Consider the following 23,596-nt stretch of genomic DNA (forward strand, 5'->3'; position numbering starts at 1 on the left):
ATGATTATTGTCCAAAAGGAATAACGAGTAAATATCAATTATTAGTATTTAAAGTTAGCTAACCTTTTCTTCCATCACAAACAGAGAAAATCACCAATATTTTATAGTAACCATTTTTTTAATCTCGCTAAATTATCTTCTAGAAATAACGCATTTTTTTCAATTCCTCGTCGTTTACACCATCCAATACTATTGAATGCATCAGTAAATCGATAGAAAGGTAATACATTTTCTAAGTCAATTAATGGCTTGATACTGTTATAGCCTTCTTGATATGCATTAAACAAGTTAACATCAACACTTAAAAAATCTCGATACAGTTTGGTAAAATCGATTTCTGTTGAACCAAATCTTACGCTTTCAAAATCTATTATTCCTGAAACTTTGTCATTATCAACAATTATATTTGCTGGACGAAAATCCATATGTACAAAGCTTGGTCCATCTGGAGACGGGAGCTGTTGTTTCATCTTTTCAAATTTTTCCATGGATTTTTTAAATAATTGTTCATCCAAAATGTCCTTTACATCCTCAGCAAAACTATAAAATTGGTGTTCAACAAAATTTGACCAGTTCGTAAATTCATTTTTTATACCCGTTAACACTTTATTTGCAGGAGGACGAGTAGAATGCATTTCAGCATGAAGAACCCCGACTTGGTACGCAACTGTTGGTGTAGCCTTAGATGTTAACGGTTTTCCTTTTAATTCAGATAATAAAAAAGCTCCAGCACACTCCGCATCACCAGACCAATGATCTAACATTACAGGAATGGAAACTCTTCCTTTTAAGATTTCATAAGCTTCTAACTCTCGCTGATACTTCAATTTTGAAAAAGGAATTTTCAAAAAAACATTTTCACTATTAGACAAAGTACATTTATAAACTGTTGAACTAAAGGAGTCTTCAACCTCATTAATTGAAATTACCTGCAATCCAAACTGTTGAATGACACGATTTAACATTTAATTTTCCCCTTTTTAATAAAATCCTACCATAGAAATACTCTTGTTTTGTAACAATATCTACATTACAACCTTCCTTCAACAAACCAGCCGTTTGTTAAATAAGGTGCGATTTTACACCCAATTTAATTAATTTTAACAAATATTCCTAAATATAATATTAATCACAAATAAAAGCTAAACTAATGCAGAAATTAGTTTAGCTTAAAAATAACTCGTATTAATGTTTTTTATACTAAAAAGTTTCTGATAGTTTTGCAGGTGCTTGGTCGAATGGATATTGCTCGACAAAATCTGCTTGTACAGCAAGTCGTTTCGTGCCTCTATCAGCGCATGTCACGAGGGTTAAAATAGTTTTATCGGGGATGTCATTAATAACATAAACATCTGTAGCAGCGATAATTTCCTTGATTGTTATTTTGTACTCATAAATATTTGTTAAATCCGTTAAATAAATCGTATCTCCGATGTTTGCCTTGTATAAGGGGCCAAATAAAATATCTTTTTCCTCAAAGTAATGACCTGCTAATGCGTAGTTTCCTTGACCGAGTTTTTGATTAGGCTTCATAGTGCCTGCTCCAACGGCAAGAGAGGCATTACCAACTCCTTTGACGATAGGGAGTTTCATACCAACACTAGGAACAGCGATACTACCAATAACAGGCATTTTCTTTGCGGTTGTTTGAGCTTTTAAAACTTCAGCAATGGATAGAGATTGCACCGCTTCAAATTCAAAATCGACATCCGCGTTTTTGTTTTTTTCAATATCGTCTACACTGTAATCAGTTGTATTTAGTTGTTTACTTAAATGGGCGATAATTGCATTTTGAATGGGATTAATAAAAATAAGTAAGAGGCCAATGATGAGCATACAAATGAGTAGTGATAATTTAAATTTATTCATTTCAAAGATCACATCCTAATATTGAAATTACGAGTTACCGATTGAAGGTCTGACTCCGCCGGTAAAACAGGGAGAATCGCCGGTAAAAGGTGAAGTTCCGCCGGTAAAACAGGGAGAATCGCCGGTAAAAGGTGAAGTTCCGCCGCTAAAATCGAAAAAATCGCTGCTAAAAGGCGGAGTTAAGCCGCTAAAACCGAAAAACGAGGCTAACAAGGCAATTATAGCTTTCCAAACGTTGCAAGGCACTATAAGGCAACAATACGTTAAAATGGGTAGAGCTTTATATGCTCTACCCGTGTTACTCTTTATTTATCGCTTAAGCGCACGCCTGCAACACCGTAATGGTTTTTAGACATTTCTTCGATGAAGATTGTTACATTTTCTGGTGGCGCATTAACTGTACGAGAAACGGCTTCTGTTACTTCTTTTACTAGTGCGCGTTTTTGTTCTTCTGTACGACCTTCAAGCATTTTCACTGTTACGTATGGCATAATATTGCCTCCTTTATTGAATAATGTTGTATAGTGTTTATAAGAAAGTATAAACTTCTTACTTGTATTTAGGCATATGCGCAATGCCAGTGTGTGTTCATTACGGTGCTAATGCGCTTAACTATGCTTTACTTTTATAATAGCAGAACGGAGGTAGTTAAAGTATGGCAAATGAAGAAAAAGCAAAACAAAAAATGGGCTTTACTATTATTAAAAATGACCCAACAGACGGACATAAGGGATTTGGTATCGGTTCGCTTTCGCTTGAAAACGTATCGCCAGTCATTATCGATATAGAAGAGGGGACGGCATCAGTTGAAATTGGTGCTATGCATGCTCGCAGTGATGTGGAACGAGGTATTAAATTTACGACAGATCGTGCTGATTCAGAAGGTGGGAAACCGTATTGGTTGGTTTGGGTGACGATAGACCATAAAGTGGATGGACCTTACTATGCAGGTGTAACTGCATGTGAAATGGTAGTCAATCGCGAAAAACGTCGAGGCTATAAAATTTTAGCTGATCATGTGAATAAAATGGATAAATCTATGAAGCGTCATATTATTGTTGAACATATGGACGCACCATCTAAAAAGGTGTTAGCTTCTTTCTTAGAAGAACTTAATCCGGACTTGTGGGCACGTAGTGAGGAGCAATTGCGTCAAGATTTATTTGTTTAATAGACCTACAATGATTGAACAATATGTGACATTTTGCGATCGCTTTCGATATAAGGTTGAAAGTGGATTTGAAACAAAGTAAACTTGATGCAGAGCTTACATTTTAGTAAGCTAGGACGCTTGGTTCTGCGAATGTGATGAGCGCTATGCGGCATTTGAACAACCCAAACCCAAGCCAAATGCCCCATGATGCTCATCTACTTCGCGAACCATAAATAAGAAAAGCTTTCTGTTCCCACGGACACGGCTCCGGGGAAGAGAAAGCTTTTCTTTTTCGTATATGTCTGTACTTTGTCGAGAGCCTTCGTTAATTAAAACGTCTATCTTCGATAAAGGTTCCGCATGTTAATCTTTAAAGATAGAGAATGGAAGCATATTCCAGAATTTTCCCCACGTATTCGTATCGAGAATATCGAAGTTTGAACATTTTTCAGTTGGGACATCTTTCGCCTCCATATAAACGAGACGTTGTTTTGGGCAGGCATCTGTTGCTAACTTACCTGATTCAATATCGATGACCGCACCTTTAACGTCTTTAGGCTTTGCAAAATCTTCGTTCTTTGTTCCTTTATTGACAGCCTCCATAAAGTCGATCCAAATTTGCTTTGTAGATGCAGTATCTTCTCTTTCTGTTAGATTTTTTCCTTGGTCATAGCCGTTCCACACGCCGGCAGTTAAGCTAGGTGTAAAGCCAATTAACCATTGATCGCTATTTGTAGAGCCAGATTTGGCTGCATACGTATGCGTCATGCGAGAGCGAATGCCAATCCCTGTAGCCGGAGAATAATCACTAAAGACTGGATCGAAAATACCCGTCATCATTTCTGTTAAGATATACGTATTTTCTTTTGATAGAACAGTCTCATCTTCTTTATCAGCTTCTTTATTTTCATAGATGATATCGCCATTCGCATTTTTAATAGAAACAATAGTAGTAGGCGTAGTTTTTTTACCTTGCGATGCTAAAATATTATAAGCATTCGTCATTTCATATAATGTTGTTTCAGTCGTTCCAAGCGCGATGGATAAATTGTCCTTAGTACCGATATTCACGTTGAAGCGATCAGCCATATTATGAAATGCTTTAAATCCAATTTCCTCTAAAGTTTTCACAGCGTAAATATTATCTGAAATAGCGATAGCCTGGGCCATTGACATATCATGGTTTGCAAATTTGCCATTAACATTTTTGGGTGCATATGTGGCACGTCCATGATCATAAGTGAAAGTTGTCTCACCTACATCTAAATAGGTTAAAGGTGTATAACCATTCTCTAAAGCTGCTGCATATAAAATAGGTTTAATGGTTGAGCCTGGCTGACGTTTTGCCTGTGTAACTCGGTTAAATGAACTTGTAGCATAGTCACGACCACCAACTAATGCTGTAACAGCGCCTGTTTTGGATTTCATACTAACAAAAGCAGTTTGAAGATCATCATTAGGCATATGTTTGGCTACAGCACCCTCTGCTGCCTTTTGGTGTTCTAAATTAAGAGTTGTTTGGATAGTCCAGCCACCTTCACTAATGTCGAGATTTTTCGATTTCAAAATTTCACTAGCCTCTTGCCATGCTACATCTAGGAAAAATGGTGCTACAGATTTTGCTGCAACCCAGCTATCATTCTTTAAGACAAGCTTTTCACTCTCTGCACGTGTTTTTTCATCTTGTGTAATAGCACCTTGATCAGCCATCAGTTTTAAAATAACGTGTTGGCGATTAGTTGCTTTATCTAGATTGACAATAGGAGAGTATATACTTGGACCTTTTGGAATTCCTGTTAACATTGCAGCTTCTGCTAATGTTAAATCTTTTGCTGATTTTCCGAAATAAAATCGACTAGCCGCTTCTACGCCGTACATACCATGTCCGTAGTAAACAGTATTTAAGTAGCCTTCCAATATTTCATCCTTATCATAAAAAACTTCTAATCTATAAGCATATAGTGCTTCATTTAATTTTCGTGTCCATGATTTTTCATGTGAAAGATATAGATTTCGAGCGTATTGTTGCGTAATTGTACTTGCTCCTTGAACTTTACCTCCAGCCTTAAGATCCACTAATACTGCACCAGCGATACGAGAAAAATCAAAACCGCTGTGCTTATAATAATCTTTATCCTCAACAGCGACTACCGCTTTTGCTAAATAGGGGGACATCTCATCACGCCCAACCCAATAACGTCGTTCATTCGTAAAGTGATCTCCGATTTGGTTCTCATTTTCATCTAAGAAAATAGACGCTTTAGGTACGGTTAAAGGTGGGGCACCAGCCACTTGAACATAGACGCGTAAAGCTATAAATGCTACTACAATTGCAGATGTAAAGGCGATAAAAAGGGTAAGTACTTTACGCGTACGCTTTACACGCTTTTGTTTACGTTGATAGCTTTTTCTTTGCATCTGACTTCACCTCGTTTTCTCACACTTGCGTATAGTATGTGTCTGAACATTCGTATTTAATCGAAATTATTGGTAAAAACTATTGCACTTTATTCAAAAACATCTATACTTTTTTTGTACTGTTTGAAATGCTAGTGTTCGACAAAAAAACACACTTTGTAGATTTTAATCGAATTTTGCTAGACGTTCCAATAATGTATACGAGGATACAAGGATAGAGGTTTCATTACATTCCTGTAAGTCCTTAATAGAGTAATGATAAAAGGTTCATCCTATTGAAGGATTTGAATGACAAAGATGTCTTGTCAATAAGGTGATTGGAGTGATGAAGATGGAAGCTCCAGAAACGCCCCAGAAAGGATATCAACTCTAGTGGTAAAAATGAATGTAATAATTTTTTATATAGTGGAGGTTGAGGAATGAGATTTGATGAAGCTTATTCAGGAAACGTTTTTATAAAAAGTCATCCTACATATGAGGATGCTCAGGCGGTCATTTATGGTATGCCAATGGACTGGACAGTTAGTTATCGTCCGGGTTCACGTTTTGGTCCACAGCGTATCCGTGAAGTATCTATTGGGCTAGAAGAATATAGTCCATATTTAGACCGTGAGCTTGATGAAGTGAAATATTTTGATGCGGGTGATATACCGTTACCATTCGGTAATGCACAGCGCTCATTAGATGAAATTGAAAAGTATATCGAGAAGCTTTTAGCAGACGGCAAGATTCCTGTAGGTATGGGTGGCGAACATTTAGTATCGTGGCCTGTTATGAAAGCTGTATCTGCAAAATATGATGATCTAGCAATTATCCACTTCGATGCACATACAGACTTACGTGTGGAATATGAAGGGGAGCCTCTTTCTCACTCAACGCCGATTCGTAAAATTGCTGAACATATCGGACCAAAAAATGTCTATTCATTTGGTATCCGTTCAGGTATGAAGGAAGAGTTTGAATGGGCAAAGGAGAATGGCATGCACATTTCAAAATTTGAAGTGCTAGAACCATTAAAAGAAATATTGCCGTCTTTAGCAGGACGTAATGTTTACGTAACAATTGATATAGATGTACTTGACCCCGCACATGCACCTGGTACAGGAACAGTAGATTGCGGAGGCATTACATCAAAAGAATTACTAGCGTCAATCCATGCGATTGCAGCAAGTAACGTCAATGTTGTGGGCTTTGACCTAGTTGAAGTAGCACCAATTTACGACTCATCTGAAATGACAGCAAATACAGCTTCTAAATTGCTAAGAGAAATGATTTTGGGCTGGATCAAATAAGAAGGGTCTTCGAAATGAAGCGGTTGGAACGGGGTTAGCGATATGCTAGCCCTGTTTTTCTTATCCTTTTCAATATAAAAAAGAAGACGCCATCCAAAGATAGCGCCTTGATATTTCGAATAGTTCTATTAAGGGTTCGTTGACCAAAGTCCAGCATGCTTTAATACAACACGTGGATGAAGTTTTAGCTGAGCAACCATTAAATCTGCTAAATCTTCTGCTTGCATCACTTTTTCCGGATTGCCGTCTGTTAAGTTAAGCTCAACCGCCATATCCGTAGCAACTGTACTTGGCGTTAATGTTGTCACGCGAATGTTTTTCTTACGTACTTCAAGCATTAATGACTCACTTAGTCCGATAACCGCAGCTTTTGAAGCCGAGTATGCACTTGTAATCGGTGCACCTTTTTGACCAGCTGTTGATGAGATATTAATGATGTCGCCTGTGTTGCGCTCTAACATCTCCGGTAATACAGCACGTGTTGTGTAGTACACACCTTTTACATTGACATCGATAATATTTGTCCACTCTTCAGGTGTTAAGTCCATGAAGTTACCGAATTTTGAAATTCCAGCATTGTTTACTAAAATGTCGATGGCGCCAAGTTCTCCGCGAATAGATTCAACGGCTTTAGTAATAGAGTCTAAATCCGCCACATTTGCCACAGCGATTGCAACTTTCACATCATACTGCTTAAGTTCCTCTGCAACTTGTTGTAAATTTTCAAGAGTACGTCCAACAAGACCTACGTGAATACCTTCTTGCGCAAAAGCTACTGCTGTTGCACGTCCGATTCCACGTCCAGCTCCTGTAATTAACGCTACTTTTCCTGCGATTGTTTGCATGTTTTTTTGCTCCTTCGGTTGAGATAATTTTATTTAGACGAAAAAATAGATTAAGATTTGTCTTTAAGACTATCCTCATTTTACTACGGTTTTATACATTGTGAAGAGTGCACTTTTTAGTGCGGAGGTTACTAAAAGTTACTTATACGAAAAGGGAGTTAGCTCTATGTCAGATAAATTAAGAGAAGAGATAAAAGAGAGAATATTAAATAACGATTACCATTGTGAAAAAGAACTTACATTATCAATCATTAGTGGTAAATGGAAGGTCGTTATTCTGTGGCATTTAGGCGTCGAAGGACCGCATCGTTTCAGTGAGCTTCAAAGACTTTTTCCGAAAATATCACATAAGATATTATCAAACCAATTACGTGAACTGATGGAAGATGGAATTGTTCACCGAGAAGTGTTTCCAGAAGTCCCTCCGAAAGTCGAATATTCCATGACAGAACTAGGGATGACGTTATTACCAATCGTTGAGATGATGTACGAATGGGGGAAAAATAGAATCGATCAAATTAAACAAGAAAGCAATAACTAGCTCATTTTAGGATAATTTAATTTGCTGTTTTTTTTAATTTTGATACACAAGTTGTTTGAGATGGTAGAACTTTCCTTGACTGTTAACGTCTTTTTTGTAAAAGGGGTGTGCTAAAATGGGCGTTTGGTATTTTTTAATCTTATTTGTAGGGCTATTTCTCGTAATTAAAGGAATATTTATGAGAAAGCAATCTTTGTTAATAAAGAAAATTAGTTTTGTATTTGTAGGATTATTATGTATTTCATGCTCAATATTTATGTTTTCGCCAGGTAGTGCAGAAATAATTTCGGATCTGTTAAATTTAAAATAACGAATATCTGGGGCTATAAGTGGGGAAGCGTAATGAGCTCACTTTTAGCCTTTTTCATTCCAGACATCATAGTATTGGGAGTTTAAGGCTCATTTATAAAGTGAGCTTTTTTTATTTTGAATACTTTATTGACAGTGGTAGGAAAATACTGTTATATTATAGGTAACTAATGTTACCTATTGGGAGGAGGCAAATTTTTTTGGCACCAAAAGAGCGGTTTACAGAAGAAATTTTAATGGATTGTGCTTTTGAAATGGCTAGGAAGAGTGGGATTGATAGTGTTAATGCAAGAGATTTAGCAAAAGAATTAGGTTGTTCGACAAAGCCTATATTTCGATTATTCTCGAGTATGGACGATTTAAAGTATGCAATATATGAAAGGGCTAGCAATCTATACAACGAAAGAATGTTTCAGGGCTTGCAAGAAAGTTCTTTTTTTGGAATGGGGTTAGCTTATATTAATTTTGCTCGCGAGGAAAAAAAGTTATTTGAGCTGTTATTCCTATCCAACAAATATAAGATCACGAGCTTTTCGGAATTGGTAAATGATGTAGAAAACCAAGGGATTATAGCGCTAATTTCTAAATTAACAGGATTAACTCAAACCTCTGCTAAATCTCTATTTATCGATATATGGTTAACTACGCATGGTATAGCGACAATGTGTGCGACGAATACTTGCGATTTAGACAGCTCGGAAATTGAGGGTATTTTAAAAGATGTTTTTGAAGGCGTTAAACTAAAATTATTGAATGGAGAGAATAAATGAGAATAAAAAATTCACCTATTCTTTTATCGCTACTATTTACTTTGCTTGCGCTTGTTTTTCCTTTCGTAGCTGGTGTAATTATAGCTGTCAAACATATAAGTAGCTTAAGCTCTATAGTTTTAATTCAATTTATTGCCTTTGCAGCTGGTGTACTAGTTACTCTTTGGATCATGAAAAAAAGTAGATTCTCTTTCCAAGATTTCGGATTTAGAAAGTTTAAAGCAGAGGCGTGGATAGCGTTTATCATTGTTTCTGAGCTGGTTACATTCTTGAATGGTATGACTGATAAAGATGGTTTTTCTGCGCAGTATGTATTTATTTTACTGCTATTTGTTATTGCCGTTGGTTTTTGTGAAGAGCTTATTTTCCGAGGCTTAGTTTTCAAACATTTATCAGCAAAAGGGCTTAAAGTGGCTATTATAGGTTCCTCAATTTTATTTAGTATTGGACATTTTACAAATTTACTTTCCGGTCAGGATTTTTTAATGACATTACTACAGGTTACTTATGCATGCCTCTTTGGGCTAGTTTGTGCAGAAATTGTAGCAAAGACAAAAAGTATTATTTTCCCGATTGTCTGGCACGCTACGCATGATTTTATTGCATTCTTGACCGATAGTGAGCAGAATGTTCTTGCTGTTTCTATTTATGTCCTTCATTGTTTAGTGTTAATGGGTCTCACAATTTATTTCTGGAGAGCTTTATTTCCTAAAAAGGCTGTTATGAATTTAAAAGATTCTGAGAGTTACGTTTAAACGACAAGCAAAAAAGCATCTACTCATTAAATTTGAGTGGATGCTTTTTTGAATCCGACATTTCCTCCAGAAATAAGGAAGCACACTTTTTCATTTTTACGAATAGGTAAAATTCCTTGCAGGGCAGCGCCAATGCCGATAGAAGAGGAGGGCTCTGCAATAATTTTACCCGCAGAGAGTAAGGTTTTCATCCCACGTTGAATCATTACTTCATCTACACTTACAATCTCATCGACAAGCTCTTGAACAATTGGAAAGTTCCGTTCTCCAGGCTGTAAAGTTAGTAGAGCATCAGCCAAAGATTTGTGTTCCGCTAAAAGCAATCTTTCGCCTGCCTCTAAGCTTTTTGTATAACGCGAAACAACAGCAGGCTCCACACCAATTATGTTGATATGAGGGGCCATGGATTTAACAGCTGTTGCAACGCCACTAATTAATCCACCACCGCCAATAGGAACAACAATAGTATCGACTTCAGGAAGCTGTGCTACAATTTCCAATCCTACTGTTCCTTGTCCTGCTATAATATCGTAATCATCATAAGGATGTATGTTGCAATAGCCATGATCACGACTAAGTTTTTCTGTTAGTGCATGTCTTTCTGCCAGCTTACACTGTACAACTTCAGCACCTAAGGCAAGTATTCCATCAACCTTAACGCTCGGAGCTGAATCCGGTAGAACAATGGTCGCCTTACTATTTAATAGCTTGGCAGCATAGGCAACACCTTTACCATGATTACCAGAGGATGCAGCAACTACGCCTTTTTGTAGTTGTTCTAGTGGCATGGAAAGCATTTTATTGAGAGCCCCTCGAAGCTTAAAGGAGTTTGTTTTTTGCAAATTCTCGGCTTTTATGTAGACGTGACATCCTAAAAGCTGATCGAGCCCATTTAATCGAATAATAGGTGTTTCAAATATATAAGGAGAAATTCTTCGTTTAGCAGCATGAATTTGTTCAAGTGTTAACATAAGCAACCCTCATTTCGTTAAAGAGATTGAAAATTCAAACTTTATAACATAACTGTAGATTTACAGGGAAATTGTGTCAATACTTAAATGGTAAGTAATTCTGAACAAACATCGGATAGAATACTTACTTCTATCTTGAAAAAATATGAGGATTCATCCTATAATAAAAAGGTTATAGTAAAAACAATAAAAGGGAGCGTCCATAATGGCGAACGAAGCAAGATCGCAGGTGAACATTAAGCTCATTTCTAGGATTCACCCGATTGATGGGGAGTCTGAAAGTTATGAAATGTGGCTGACAGGGCAGCTACTTGAAAAAGCAGGAAGCATATATTTGAAATATGAAGAGGTGCAGGAGGATAAAACCATCCGCACAACTATGAAGCTAGGCAATGAACAGGCATTAATTATGCGTAATGGAGCAGTAAAAATGCGATTACCACTTAACATAATTGAACAACAAATGGGTCATTATGAGAGTGATTTCGGTTCAATGCCACTCGTCATTGACACGAAAGAAATGACATTTACAAAGCAGGCAGTAAGCGGAGATTTCCATGTACAGTACGATTTACTAATGGGTGGGCAATCCGTTGGCAATTATACATTAGACATTACATTTACGGAGGTACAATGATGAACGCAGTAGAACAAGTACAACAAGCCATTAAAGCAGCGATTGCACAGGCTGTTGAAAAAGCTGGCTTAGTCGAGGCTGGCACACAATTAAATATTCACCTTGAAACACCAAAGGATAAAGCAAACGGAGATTATGCAACAAATATTGCTATGCAATTAACGAAATTAGCAAAAAAACCACCTCGTGCAATTGCAGAAGCTATTTTGGATAATCTTGACACAGCAGGCACAGATATTGAGAAAATCGATATTGCTGGTCCTGGCTTCATGAATATTACTGTGCGTAAAGATTTCTTATCAGGTGTAGTAAAAGCAGTACTTGAGCAAGGTGCTGATTATGGTCGTTCTAATGCTGGCGCAGGAGAAAAAATTCAAATTGAATTCGTATCTGCGAATCCAACAGGTGATCTACATTTGGGTCATGCACGTGGAGCTTCTGTAGGGGATTCATTATGTAACGTGCTAGATATGGCAGGTTACGAAGTATCTCGTGAATACTACATTAATGACGCGGGTAACCAAATTAATAATTTAGCGTATTCACTAGAAGCGCGTTATAAGCAAGCTTTAGGAATGGATGCTGAGATGCCAGAGGACGGCTACCACGGTCAAGATATTATTGAAATCGCTGGTAAACTAGCAGGCGAGCATGGCGATGCAATTTTAGCAAAATCTGCTGAAGAACGTTTTGCATTTTTCCGTCAACATGGTTTAGCGTTAGAATTAGACAAGTTAAAAACAGACCTTGCAAACTTCCGTGTAAACTTTAATGTGTGGTATTCAGAAACTTCACTATACGAAAACGGCAAAATCGAAGTAGCGTTAGATAAACTAAAAGCAAATGGTCATGTATTTGAAGAAGACGGTGCTACTTGGTTCCGTTCAACAACATTTGGTGACGATAAAGATCGCGTGTTAATTAAAAACGATGGTTCTTTCACATACCTGACTCCAGATATCGCCTACCATGAGGACAAAATTGTACGTGGCTTCGATAAATTAATTAATATTTGGGGAGCTGACCACCACGGCTATATCCCACGTATGAAGGCTGCTATTCAAGCGCTAGGCTACGACCGTGATACACTTGAAGTAGAAATCATCCAAATGGTTCAACTTTATAAAAACGGTGAGAAGTTCAAAATGTCTAAACGTACAGGAAACGCTGTTACAATGCGTGAGCTTGTAGAAGAGGTTGGCTTAGATGCAGTTCGTTATTTCTTCGTGAAAACGGCGGGTGATTCTCACATGGACTTTGACCTTGATCTTGCTGTATCTCAATCAAATGAAAATCCAGTGTATTATGCACAATATGCGCATGCACGTATTTCTTCCATTTTACGCTCAGCGAATGAGCAAGGCTTTGCTGCAACAACAGATCATTTAACGCTGTTAACTGCAGAAAAAGAAATTGATTTACTGAAAAAAGTGGGCGACTTCCCGAAAGTGGTAGCAGATGCTGCGAAGCACCGTACACCACACCGTATCGCCAACTACATTCAAGAAACAGCAGCTGCATTCCACAGCTTCTATAACGCTGAAAAAGTATTAGATGCTTCAAATAAAGAGCTAACAGAAGCTCGTTTAGCCCTTATTACTGCTGTACGTACAACAATTGCCAACGCATTACGCTTAATCGGCGTATCTGCACCGGAAAAAATGTAATAATCGTCTTTCTAGCCCCGGCACAATCATGTGCCGGGGGTTTTATGTTTTAGGAAGCAAGAGCGGTTGAGGCGAGGGAAAGAGTGGCCGGGTTGAGGGGAAGATTCCGGGGCGACGGAAAGAGCAGCCGGAGCGACGGAAAGAATAGTCGAAGTGACAGAAAGAATATGAAGCGACGGAGGGAGCAGCTAGGGCGACGGAAGGAACAGTCGAAGCGACGGAAAGAACCGCCGAAGTGACGGAAAGAATCAGAAGCGATGGAAGGAGCAATCGAAGCGACGGAAGGAACCGCCGAGGCGACGGAAAGAATAGTCGAAGCGACGGAAGAGACAGCCCAAGTGACGGAAGGAACCACCAGAGCGACAGAAAGAATCTGAAGCGACGAAAGGAGCAGCCGGGACGACGGAAAGAATAGTCGAAGCGATGGAAGAAACAGCCGAAGTGACGGAAAGAACCACCAGAGCGACGGAAAGAATCTGAAGCGACGGAAGGAACCGCCGAGGCGACGGAAAGAATAGTCGAAGCGACGGAAGAGACAGCCAAAGTGACGGAAAGAACCACCAGATTCAGCGGGTGTCCAACACCAGATGAAATAGAGGAACTCAATCTAAGAACGCTACGTCCTGTGGCAATGACTGAGTGACCAACATTATATTGGCGAATGTCACGGAATTGGAAAGAAGTTCACATAGGATGTTAGCCTAAAATCATCGCATCCATGCGATAACGGCTAACTGACCTGCATCACGCAGGCCTAAGCACAAAGCCAATCCCGACGCAATTATGCCAAGGCATAATGGATTGTTTAGAAGTCGTCTCGAATGGAGGCGACTTCTTTCATTTTCATGTATAATAAAATCAACTGAATATTATAAAGGTTCTTTACTTAAGTAAAGTGAAAAGGGAAATCGGTGTAATTCCGATGCGGTCCCGCCACTGTATGTGTGAGTTTTTTCAATCTGCGCCACTGAAAATTTCGGGAAGGCTTGAAAAAGCGTATGAAGCACAAGCCAGGAGACCTGCCTTTATGGAAAACACGTTGTAGCCTACGAGGATAGGATGGTGGATTTTGTATATGTATTTTTGTGCAAATTTAACCCCCTCATTATTTTTTGATGAGGGGTATTTGTTTTGGAAGATGAATGTCGATAAATTTGAAAACATGGGCGAATGTTGGTTAGAAGTTCGCGATGTTGATATACCCCTACAATGTTAGGTATCAAAAACTAAAACGTATCGATAAATCAGAAAAACAATAACAACTATATGCACAAATAGACTGAGGAGGATTCACATGAAGAAAATTTGGAAAATAGGGTTATCAGCATTTTTAGCTATTGGCTTACTTGCTGCATGTAATACAAAAGAGGCGACAAATGACAAGCCGTCATCTTCTGAGCAACAAGGGACAACAAAAGTAGACCAAGCAACATTCCCAATGACGATAAAGGATGCTACAGGCAAGGATATTACGCTAGAGGCACCTCCTGAAAAAATTGTCTCACTCATTCCGAGTAACACAGAAATTTTATTTGGCCTTGGCTTAAATAATGAAATAGTTGGTGTGACAGATAATGACGACTATCCACCAGAGGTTACTAAAAAAGAAAAGGTTGGCGGTATGGATTATAATATTGAAAAAATTATTGCTTTAACGCCGGATATCGTTTTTGCGCATGCGTCGGGTATGGGTTATTCAAAAGGAGCTATTGAACAGCTTGAGGCGGCAGGTGTAAAAGTATTTGTTGTAGCGGATGCAAAAAACTTTAATGAAACTTACACAACAATTGAACAGCTTGGTCGTGCAACAGGAAAACTAGAAGAGGCTAAAAAAATTGTTGCAAATATGAAGGCAAAAGTTAAAGAAGTTGAAACAAAACTTGACGGTGTTGAGGCGAAAAAAGTCTTTGTAGAGTCGTCTGATGAGCCAGAAATTTATACAGCGGGTAAAGGTACATTTATGAATGAAATGCTAGAAATGATTCATGCCGAAAATGTGGCAGCAGATTCAAATAGCTGGTATAAAATTGATGCTGAACAAATTATCGCAAAAAATCCAGATGTCATTGTTGTGGCATATAATTACGTACCTAATATTTTAACGAAAATTCCACAACGTGCAGGCTTTGAGACAATCTCTGCCGTGAAAAATAACGCCATAGTACAAGTGGATGAAAATATAACAAGTCGTCAAGGTCCTCGTTTAGCAGATGGTCTTGAGGAATTAGCGAAGGCCGTCTACCCTGAGGCGTTTAAATGAGTAAAAAAATTGTAGCCTATGTAACAGCAATAACGCTTCTAATTATTAGCATCTGGTGTGGCGTGGCGATAGGCTCGGTTCATATTCCGCTAGAAGTATTGTGGAATAAGGCGGCTGATGAAACAGCCGCCAATATTTTATGGAAAATTCGATTACCTCGAGTTTTGCTTGCGGGGCTTGTAGGGGCGTCACTTGCAATTGCAGGGGCCGCTTTTCAAGGCTTATTAAAAAACCCTTTGGCTGACCCTTATACGTTAGGTGTTTCCTCTGGTGCATCAGTTGGCGCAGTTATGACGATTTTTTTTAGTATATCAATACCTGTTGTAGGTCATTTTACATTGCCGACCTTTAGTATGATAGGTGCCATATTAACGATGGTAGCTGTTATGGGCTTTGCTAGAATAGTAGACCGCTCGTTAAAAATGGAAACTCTAATTTTAACGGGAGTTATATTTAGTTCATTTTTAGGTTCCTTGATTTCTTTAATGATTGCATTATCTGGTGAAGAGCTTCGCCAAGTTATCGGATGGCTGCTCGGCTCAGTATCGATGCGTGGTTGGCCTTATGTTCAGATGATTATCCCGTTTGTCATAATAGGCTCCATTATGCTTTGGACACAAAGACGCGAGTTAAATGTGCTGTTATATGGTGAAGAACGCGCGAAGCATCTAGGTGTTCATGTTAAGCGTAGTAAATATATTATTTTAGTGGGCGGATCCATGTTGACAGGAGCTGCGGTAGCTGTTTCTGGAACGATTGGCTTTGTTGGTTTAGTCGTCCCTCATATGACGAGAATGGTTTGGGGCTCTGATCACCGACACTTATTGCCATTATCCTTTTTAAATGGGGCAACTTTGCTGATTATTTGTGATTTAATAGCACGAACAATTATTATGCCAAGAGAGCTACCGATTGGTGTCATTACTGCATTTATTGGGGCACCGGTTTTTTCTTATATTTTTTACAAGCAACGTAGAAGCAAGGGGGTACGGGCATGATTGTTGTTGAACATCTTTCCGGCGGCTATGAAGACGTACCTATCGTCCAGGATATAAGTTTTTCAGTTGAAAAAGGCAAAATACTAGGGATCTTAGGGCCGAATGGTAGCGGGAAATCCACACTGTTAAAAGTAATAAGTGGTATACTACCAGCAACTGCAGGCACTATATTAGTAGATGGCAAAAGTAGCAGCTCTTACAATGCTCGTGCATTAGCAAAAAAAATGGCGGTGCTACCACAATTACATGCTAATGCTTTTTCTAACAGTGTACGGGAGGCAGTATCACTTGGGCGTTATCCACATCAAACAGGTTTCTTTTCAAGCTGGACTGATCGCGATGAACAAGCAGTCCAACATGCCATGATGCAAACTGGTGTGAAACGCTATGAACAAACACCGATGGAATTTTTGTCGGGCGGGGAGCAGCAAAGAGTTTTTGTAGCCCAAGCTCTTGCGCAAACAGCTGAAATATTGCTGCTAGATGAACCAACGAACCATCTAGATATTGCTCATCAACGACAAATTTTAGATATGGTGCGAAAAGAAGCTATTGAAAGTGGTTTGACCGTTATTATGGTACTGCATGATATGAATTTAGCCTCCCTCTATTGTGATGAATTATTGCTAATGGAGGAAGGTCGGATGCGAGCATTGGGGGCGCCGCATGAAGTATTAATCGCTTCGCAAATCGAAGACGTCTATCAAGCGCGAGTTGCAACTTACGCACATCCAGAAATTCCAAAGCCTCAAATTACCATGATGCCAGCATCAGTTGAACATCAGCAACGTGCTGTCATTACAAAAGAAAATTTCACTGTTACAGATCGTTATATTAAACTTCAATCGGAGTTTCCGTTAAAAACAGTGTCCTCAGCTGTCCATAACCCAGGAATCGGTTGGTATGATTGTCTACTAAATCGCTCTGTACCAATAGATTATGTCATTAATGATGTAAAGAGAGAGGTCGCTGAATTTCTACTAAAGGAGCATTTTTCATCTACAAGTACCGTCGTCATGTTAACAGCTGTTCCAACAAATCTTGTAGCTATTAATGAATATAAAGCTTCCTTTGGCAGCGTCCTAGTTGCCGTTACGGCCGGAGTAGGCAATGCAGTTGATGTGTCTCGTACACATGAAAGACAAGATAAACCACATATTGGTACTATAAATACGTGGGTTATTGTTAATGGTTGTTTATCAGAAGAAGCGTTTTTCCAAGCAATGATGACGGCTACCGAGGCAAAAACAAAGGCATTGCAATCGGAAAATATTCGCGATGAACTTAGTGGTACAATTGCGACAGGTACTGCTACGGATAGTTTATTAATTGCAGCTACACAAAAAGGGGAAGAAATGCTGTATGGAGGTCCCATTACTGATGTAGGTAAGATTATCGGTAAAGGTGTTTTTGAAACAACTGTACAGGCAATAAAAAATTATCTTCATTCAGCAGATACACCTGCTAAATGAAAATAATGCCCTGCACGACAGCGGCAATTACGCTCAGGCGAAATTATAAAATAACTTTAGGGAGATGAGAGAATGAAGCTTTACACGAAAACCGGCGATACAGGGAAAACAAGTCTTATCGGTGGACGCGTTGATAAAGATAGCTTACGCGTTGAAACATATGGGGCCATTGATGAATTAAATTCTTTTATTGGTAAGGCTGTTAGTGAACTAGATCGTGAATTATTTAAGGATATTTTAATGGATTTAGAAACAATTCAGCATGAGCTTTTCGATGCGGGTGGCGATCTTGCTAACGTCATGAAGGAACGCCATTATAAGCTAACAGAGCAGCCAATCGAAGTGTTGGAAACGCGTATTGATGCATTATCAGATGAAGCACCGCCGTTACAGCGCTTTATTTTACCAGGTGGTGCACCAGCAGCTGCAACCTTACACATTGCTCGCACAGTAGCACGTCGAGCAGAGCGTCAAATGGTAACGCTTATGAAGGAAATCGAAGATGTACCGACAATTGTACAAAAATATTTAAACCGTCTATCTGACTATTTATTTGCAGCTGCAAGGGTTGTGAATTTCCGATTGAATGTCGCGGATGTTGAATATATTCGAAGTGGCAATGTCTTTAAAAAATAATTACCTAAAGTTGTGGTTATTGTGATGAAGATTTATCGGAACAAAATCTCATTTTATCGGAACAATTTTAACTTTTATCGGAATAATTTCAGTTTTTATCAACTAAGGGCGATATGAGATCACGAGCAGAGGAACGAGAGGCTAAAGGCATCACGTTGAAATAAAATAACTACTTTGAAATCTAGCGCACTAAAAAAAGTCGATTTGTCATCAAAAACATGATGCAAATCGGCTTTTTTGACTATGTAAATACTACAAAAGAAGACAAATTTATATTAAAAATATATCTTTAGTGTTTTAGAACGCTCTTAAAATTTAGGGTGGCATTTTTTCTAGTAAAATGTAAGAATATAAAATTATCAGAAATATTTCCGTTTTATGTTGACTGAATGCTCACTCATTTATTAGAATAGGAATATAATGATGGAATGACGTACATTTACGTATGAGCTAGCAAATTTATCACAAAGAGAGAAAGTTACGACAAACTAAGGGGGGGACCAACCATGAGTCCATTAGTAATTGCAAACATTGTTCTAACAGTCGTGGTTGTGCTTTATGCAGTAGGATTGTTCTTCTATCTGTTAAAAACACGCTATAAGTTTGTGCAATTGGGGAAAAAGATAGAATTTGATGAAAGTGTTAAAGAACGAGTTCGTTATCTTATGGTCAATGTACTTGGCCAAAACAAGCTATTAAAAGATCCAAAGAGTGGTTTAATTCATGTCATGTTCTTTTATGGATTTTTGATGGTGCAGCTAGGTGCCATTGATTTAATTTGGAAGGGGTTAGCACCTGGATCACATTTACCGCTTGGTGTTTTCTACAGTGTGTTTACATTTTTCCAAGAGCTTGTGGTATTAATGATTTTAGTGGCGGTTGTGTGGGCATTTTACCGACGCTATGTAGAAAAGCTAGTACGTCTAAAACGAGGCTGGAAAAATGGTCTTGTCTTAATTTTCATTGGTGGGTTAATGGTATCCACATTACTTGCAAATGGTATGGGAATAATTTGGCATGGTGAAGGACTAACTTATACAGAGCCAGTTGCTTCTGGCATTGCTGCTATTTTTAGTTTCTTACCAGTATCAGCAGCGGCTGCTGTGTTCTATGTGATGTGGTGGGCACACTTATTAATTCTTTTGACATTCTTAGTGTATGTACCACAATCGAAGCACTTCCACTTGATTGTAAGCCCGATTAATGTGTACATGAATCGTTTAGATCGTACAGGTACTTTAACACCGATCGACTTTGAGGCATTAGAAAATGCTGAAGATGAAGAGGATATTCCGGCAATTGGTGTTGGCCGTATTCAAGATTTTACACAAAAACAAATGTTAGATTTATATTCCTGCGTAGAGTGCGGACGCTGTACAAATATGTGTCCAGCATCGGGAACAGGGAAAATGCTATCACCGATGGATTTAATCGTGAAGCTTCGTGATCATTTAACATTTACAGGTGCTGTTGTAACAAAGCAAAAGCCATGGGTTCCTTATCAATTCTTTGCTAATACAAAGGGGAATCAGCTAGCGATGGCAGCTGGTGCTGAGGGGGCAGTCATTGAAGATATTTACAGCCCTTCTTTAATTGGCGATGTTATTACAGAATCTGAGATTTGGGCATGTACAACTTGCCGTAACTGTGAAGATCAATGTCCTGTTATGAACGAGCATGTCGATAAAATTATTGATTTACGTCGTTACTTAACGATGACTGAAGGGAAAGTGAACCCTGATGCTCAACGCGCGATGACAAATATCGAGCGTCAAGGCAATCCTTGGGGCTTAAATCGTAAAGAAAAAGAAAATTGGCGTGATCTCGATCCAACAATTCATATTCCAACAGTGAAAGAGCTGAAAAAATCAGGCGAGGAAATGGAATATTTATTCTGGGTAGGTTCCATGGGGGCATTTGATAACCGCTCGCAAAAAATTGCATTAGCTTTCTGTCGTTTATTAAACGAGGCGGGCGTGAAGTTTGCAATTTTAGGAAATAAAGAGAAAAACTCAGGGGACACTCCTCGTCGTTTAGGAAATGAATTTTTATTCCAAGAGCTGGCAACTGCAAATATTGATGAATTTGAGAAAAACGACGTGAAGAAAATCGTTACGATTGACCCGCACGCTTACAATATCTTTAAAAATGAATACCAAGACTTTGGCTGGAAGGGCGAGGTCTACCACCATACAGAACTATTGAATCAATTGATTGAAGAAAATCGCCTGGCGTTAAATTACGAAGTTCATGAAACGATTGTTTTCCACGATTCTTGTTATTTAGGTCGTTATAACGATGTATATGATGCACCACGCGAGATATTACGTGGCATCCCAGGTGTTAAGCTTGTGGAAATGGAGCGTAATCGTGAAACAGCAATGTGCTGTGGCGCAGGTGGCGGTTTAATGTGGATGGAAGAGCATGGCGGCAATCGTATTAACGTAGCACGAACAGAACAAGCTTTAGCAACTGATGCATCTGTTATCTCTTCTGGATGTCCTTACTGCTTAACGATGCTAGAGGATGGAACAAAGGCTAAAGAGGTTGAGGATTCAATCGGTACATTCGATGTTGCAGAACTATTAGAGCGTTCTGTATTTGGTGAAAAAGTGAAAGCTGTCGAAGAAGCAGCGGATGTAATGGCTGAGGAAGTAGTAGCTTCTGTGGACAGTGCCGAACAAAACGAGAATGCGGAAACTAACGCAGAAAAATGATGTTTATTGCAGAAATATTTTAGTTATCTGAAAAATATAAATTGCACAATAAATAATTGTTTTGTAGAATAAGATTAAATGGAGATGGGAGTTGAACTATAAACTCCCATTTTTCATAGCTAGGGGTCGAGCGAGCGTTCAGTCAACGTAGAAGCTCTAATCCTTCTTCTGAAACGTAAAACAAAAGGGGTGTTTTACTTGAATAGAGCTGTAATTTTAGCAGGAGCAAGAACTGCATTTGGTAAGTTTGGAGGTTCACTATCAGCATTAAGTGCAAGTGACTTAGGTGCAATCGCCATAAAAGGGGCACTAGAGAAAGCGAATATCTCGCCTGACGAAGTGAATGAAGTAATTTTAGGCTCCGTTTTACAAGGGGGACAGGGCCAAATTCCTTCAAGGCAGGCTGCGATCAAAGCAAATTTACCAATAGCAGTGAAAACAGAAACGATTAACAAGGTTTGTGCGTCAGGGATGCGTGCTGTAACACTAGCAGATCAGCTAATTCGATTAGGGGACGAAGAAGTAATAATCGCTGGTGGTATGGAGTCCATGTCCAATGCACCGTATTATCTACAAAATGGTCGAACAGGTTTACGCATGGGCGACTCAACAATGGTGGATGGCATGCTATATGATGGCTTAACATGTGCCTTTAATAAGGCAAGGCCACATATGGGAAGCTACGGTAATACAACGGCGAAAGAATATTCGTTAAGCCGTGAGGAGCAGGATGCTTGGTCAGTTCGCAGTCATGAACGTGCACTTGCAGCAATTGAAAAAGGTTACTTTGCTGAAGAAATCGTGCCTGCGGAAATTCCACAACGTAAGGGAGAACCGCTTCAAGTCGATACAGACGAGGCACCAAGACCCGGTACATCAATGGAGGTACTTGCAAAACTCAAGCCAGCCTTTGACAAGGATGGAACAATTACAGCAGGTAATGCACCTGGCGTTAACGATGGTGCTTGTGCCCTAGTAGTAATGAGTGAGGAACGTGCAACTCGTGAAGGCAGAGAGCCACTTGCGGTGATTATCGGCCATGAAGAGCTTGCTATTGAGCCAGAGAACTTTCCACAAACACCAGGGCTTGTCATTAACAAATTACTGAAAAAGACGGGGAAATCATTAGCTGACATTGATTTGATCGAAATCAATGAAGCATTTGCAGCTGTAGCTCTTGTCAGCAAGCAGTTGGCGGATTTAGATGCTGAAAAGGTCAATGTTAACGGTGGTGCAGTGGCACTAGGTCATCCAATCGGAGCATCTGGCGCACGCATTATTTTAACACTTGTTCATGAATTAAAGCGCCGTGGCGGTGGTATCGGAATTGCGGCTATCTGCTCAGGTGGAGGGCAAGGCGATGCAATTATGATTGAAGTACCGAAAACAGGGGGACATGAATGATGGGAATTCAAAAAGTAATGGTTATTGGTGCTGGGCAAATGGGCTCCGGCATTGCACAAGTTTGTGCACAAGCTGGTTATGATGTCAAACTGAACGACATGAAGCAAGAATTTTTCGAACGTGGTTTGGGCGTCATTACGAAAAACCTGACACGTGATGTCGAAAAGGGTCGTAAAACTGAGGAAGAGAAAGCAGCTATTCTAGGTCGTATTAATATGTCACTAGATTTACAGGATGCTAGTGATGTAGATATTATCATCGAGGCAGCAGTGGAAAATATGGAAGTAAAGCAATCCATCTTTAAGCAAATTGATCAGATTGCACCGGCACATGCCATTTTAGCTACGAATACATCGTCTTTACCAATTACGGAAATTGCAGCTGTAACAAATCGTCCAGAGCAAGTAATTGGTATGCACTTTATGAATCCGGTACCTGTTATGAAGCTAGTAGAAATTATTAGAGGGTTAGCTACAAGTGATGAAGTCTACAAAGCGGTTGAAGACATGACAGTAACATTATCGAAAACGCCAGTGGAGGTAAATGACTTCCCGGGCTTTATTTCGAATCGTATTTTATTACCAATGATTAATGAAGCGATCTACGCATTGTATGAGGGTGTAGCATCGAAAGAAGCTATTGATGATGTAATGAAGCTTGGAATGAATCATCCGATGGGGCCATTAACATTAGCAGATTTCATTGGTCTTGATACATGTTTATCTATCATGGAGATTTTACATGAGGGCTTAGGTGATAGTAAATACAGACCTTGTCCATTGCTTCGTAAATATGTGGCAGCAGGATGGCTAGGTAAAAAATCTGGAAGAGGCTTTTACGTTTACGAATAATCCTATGGGGATGGGGTGATTCAAAACGAAG

20 protein-coding genes and 1 riboswitch are annotated in these 23,596 nt (G+C 39.1%); of the genes, 14 read left to right on the forward strand and 6 right to left on the reverse strand.

Features of this window, described 5'->3' with window-relative positions; genetic code table 11:
* Positions 1 to 101 precede the first annotated feature (101 nt).
* From PVA17_RS15780 to PVA17_RS15790, 3 genes are all read right to left on the reverse strand, one after another.
* Positions 102 to 965, reverse strand: coding sequence for an aminoglycoside phosphotransferase family protein (locus PVA17_RS15780; protein WP_274068220.1), 864 nt, complete (start codon positions 963 to 965; stop codon positions 102 to 104).
* A 235-nt stretch (positions 966 to 1,200) separates the two neighbouring features.
* Positions 1,201 to 1,869, reverse strand: coding sequence for a class A sortase (locus tag PVA17_RS15785; RefSeq protein ID WP_132360266.1), 669 nt, complete (start codon positions 1,867 to 1,869; stop codon positions 1,201 to 1,203).
* 305 nt (positions 1,870 to 2,174) lie between these two features.
* Positions 2,175 to 2,360, reverse strand: a complete 186-nt coding sequence (locus PVA17_RS15790; protein ID WP_274068221.1) for a 2-hydroxymuconate tautomerase — start codon at positions 2,358 to 2,360, stop codon at positions 2,175 to 2,177.
* Positions 2,361 to 2,524: 164 nt separating this feature from the next.
* On the opposite strand from PVA17_RS15790, the gene PVA17_RS15795 reads away from it, so the two are divergent.
* Positions 2,525 to 3,040, forward strand: a complete 516-nt coding sequence (locus PVA17_RS15795) for a YwhD family protein (RefSeq protein ID WP_132360270.1) — start codon at positions 2,525 to 2,527, stop codon at positions 3,038 to 3,040.
* A 345-nt stretch (positions 3,041 to 3,385) separates the two neighbouring features.
* Here the strand turns inward: PVA17_RS15795 and PVA17_RS15800 are convergent, their stop codons facing one another.
* A complete protein-coding gene (locus PVA17_RS15800) occupies positions 3,386 to 5,440 on the reverse strand; it encodes a transglycosylase domain-containing protein (protein WP_132360272.1) in 2,055 nt (684 codons plus the stop codon).
* 419 nt (positions 5,441 to 5,859) lie between these two features.
* Between PVA17_RS15800 and speB the strand changes: the two genes are divergently transcribed.
* Positions 5,860 to 6,732 carry an agmatinase gene (gene speB, locus PVA17_RS15805; protein ID WP_274068222.1) on the forward strand — a complete coding sequence of 291 codons (873 nt, stop codon included), beginning with the start codon at positions 5,860 to 5,862 and terminating at the stop codon, positions 6,730 to 6,732.
* Between the two features lie 128 nt (positions 6,733 to 6,860).
* Here the strand turns inward: speB and PVA17_RS15810 are convergent, their stop codons facing one another.
* Positions 6,861 to 7,577 carry a 3-ketoacyl-ACP reductase gene (locus PVA17_RS15810; protein WP_132360276.1) on the reverse strand — a complete coding sequence of 239 codons (717 nt, stop codon included), beginning with the start codon at positions 7,575 to 7,577 and terminating at the stop codon, positions 6,861 to 6,863.
* Between the two features lie 166 nt (positions 7,578 to 7,743).
* Between PVA17_RS15810 and PVA17_RS15815 the strand changes: the two genes are divergently transcribed.
* The 3 genes from PVA17_RS15815 to PVA17_RS15825 all read left to right on the forward strand — a co-directional run bounded on the left by PVA17_RS15815 (position 7,744) and on the right by PVA17_RS15825 (position 9,952).
* Positions 7,744 to 8,118 carry a winged helix-turn-helix transcriptional regulator gene (locus PVA17_RS15815; protein ID WP_132360278.1) on the forward strand — a complete coding sequence of 125 codons (375 nt, stop codon included), beginning with the start codon at positions 7,744 to 7,746 and terminating at the stop codon, positions 8,116 to 8,118.
* A 509-nt stretch (positions 8,119 to 8,627) separates the two neighbouring features.
* A complete protein-coding gene (locus PVA17_RS15820; RefSeq protein ID WP_132360280.1) occupies positions 8,628 to 9,197 on the forward strand; it encodes a TetR/AcrR family transcriptional regulator in 570 nt (189 codons plus the stop codon).
* The gene (locus tag PVA17_RS15825) at positions 9,194 to 9,952 is read left to right on the forward strand and encodes a CPBP family intramembrane glutamic endopeptidase (protein WP_274068223.1); all 759 of its coding nucleotides are present in this window, start codon (positions 9,194 to 9,196) and stop codon (positions 9,950 to 9,952) included. The genes PVA17_RS15820 and PVA17_RS15825 overlap by 4 nt, the downstream gene beginning before the upstream one ends.
* A 26-nt stretch (positions 9,953 to 9,978) precedes the next feature.
* On the opposite strand, the gene PVA17_RS15830 is transcribed toward PVA17_RS15825, so the two are convergent.
* A complete protein-coding gene (locus PVA17_RS15830) occupies positions 9,979 to 10,923 on the reverse strand; it encodes a threonine ammonia-lyase (protein WP_274068224.1) in 945 nt (314 codons plus the stop codon).
* A 205-nt stretch (positions 10,924 to 11,128) separates the two neighbouring features.
* On the opposite strand from PVA17_RS15830, the gene PVA17_RS15835 reads away from it, so the two are divergent.
* The 9 genes from PVA17_RS15835 to PVA17_RS15875 all read left to right on the forward strand — a co-directional run bounded on the left by PVA17_RS15835 (position 11,129) and on the right by PVA17_RS15875 (position 23,565).
* The gene (locus PVA17_RS15835; RefSeq protein ID WP_274068225.1) at positions 11,129 to 11,560 is read left to right on the forward strand and encodes a YwiB family protein; all 432 of its coding nucleotides are present in this window, start codon (positions 11,129 to 11,131) and stop codon (positions 11,558 to 11,560) included.
* Positions 11,560 to 13,227, forward strand: coding sequence for an arginine--tRNA ligase (gene argS / locus PVA17_RS15840; protein ID WP_274068235.1), 1,668 nt, complete (start codon positions 11,560 to 11,562; stop codon positions 13,225 to 13,227). Before PVA17_RS15835 ends, argS begins: the two co-directional genes overlap by 1 nt.
* Positions 13,228 to 14,085: 858 nt before the next feature.
* Positions 14,086 to 14,268: riboswitch (cobalamin riboswitch) on the forward strand.
* A gap of 253 nt (positions 14,269 to 14,521) precedes the next feature.
* A complete protein-coding gene (locus PVA17_RS15845; protein WP_274068226.1) occupies positions 14,522 to 15,487 on the forward strand; it encodes an ABC transporter substrate-binding protein in 966 nt (321 codons plus the stop codon).
* The gene (locus PVA17_RS15850; RefSeq protein WP_132360296.1) at positions 15,484 to 16,485 is read left to right on the forward strand and encodes a FecCD family ABC transporter permease; all 1,002 of its coding nucleotides are present in this window, start codon (positions 15,484 to 15,486) and stop codon (positions 16,483 to 16,485) included. Before PVA17_RS15845 ends, PVA17_RS15850 begins: the two co-directional genes overlap by 4 nt.
* Entirely contained in the window at positions 16,482 to 17,957 is a 1,476-nt protein-coding gene (locus PVA17_RS15855) for an adenosylcobinamide amidohydrolase (RefSeq protein WP_274068227.1), read from the forward strand. Before PVA17_RS15850 ends, PVA17_RS15855 begins: the two co-directional genes overlap by 4 nt.
* Before the next feature lie 72 nt (positions 17,958 to 18,029).
* Positions 18,030 to 18,593 (forward strand): cob(I)yrinic acid a,c-diamide adenosyltransferase, encoded by a 564-nt coding sequence (locus PVA17_RS15860; protein WP_132360300.1) that lies wholly within the window; start codon positions 18,030 to 18,032, stop codon positions 18,591 to 18,593.
* Between the two features lie 506 nt (positions 18,594 to 19,099).
* The gene (locus tag PVA17_RS15865) at positions 19,100 to 21,310 is read left to right on the forward strand and encodes a heterodisulfide reductase-related iron-sulfur binding cluster (protein ID WP_274068228.1); all 2,211 of its coding nucleotides are present in this window, start codon (positions 19,100 to 19,102) and stop codon (positions 21,308 to 21,310) included.
* Between the two features lie 198 nt (positions 21,311 to 21,508).
* Positions 21,509 to 22,714 carry an acetyl-CoA C-acetyltransferase gene (locus PVA17_RS15870; protein ID WP_274068229.1) on the forward strand — a complete coding sequence of 402 codons (1,206 nt, stop codon included), beginning with the start codon at positions 21,509 to 21,511 and terminating at the stop codon, positions 22,712 to 22,714.
* Positions 22,714 to 23,565 carry a 3-hydroxybutyryl-CoA dehydrogenase gene (locus tag PVA17_RS15875; protein WP_132360624.1) on the forward strand — a complete coding sequence of 284 codons (852 nt, stop codon included), beginning with the start codon at positions 22,714 to 22,716 and terminating at the stop codon, positions 23,563 to 23,565. Before PVA17_RS15870 ends, PVA17_RS15875 begins: the two co-directional genes overlap by 1 nt.
* Positions 23,566 to 23,596 lie beyond the last annotated feature (31 nt).

Origin of the sequence: Lysinibacillus sp. CNPSo 3705 (genome assembly GCF_028674935.1) — a bacterium.
In the GTDB taxonomy this organism is placed as follows: Bacteria; Bacillota; Bacilli; order Bacillales_A; family Planococcaceae; genus Lysinibacillus.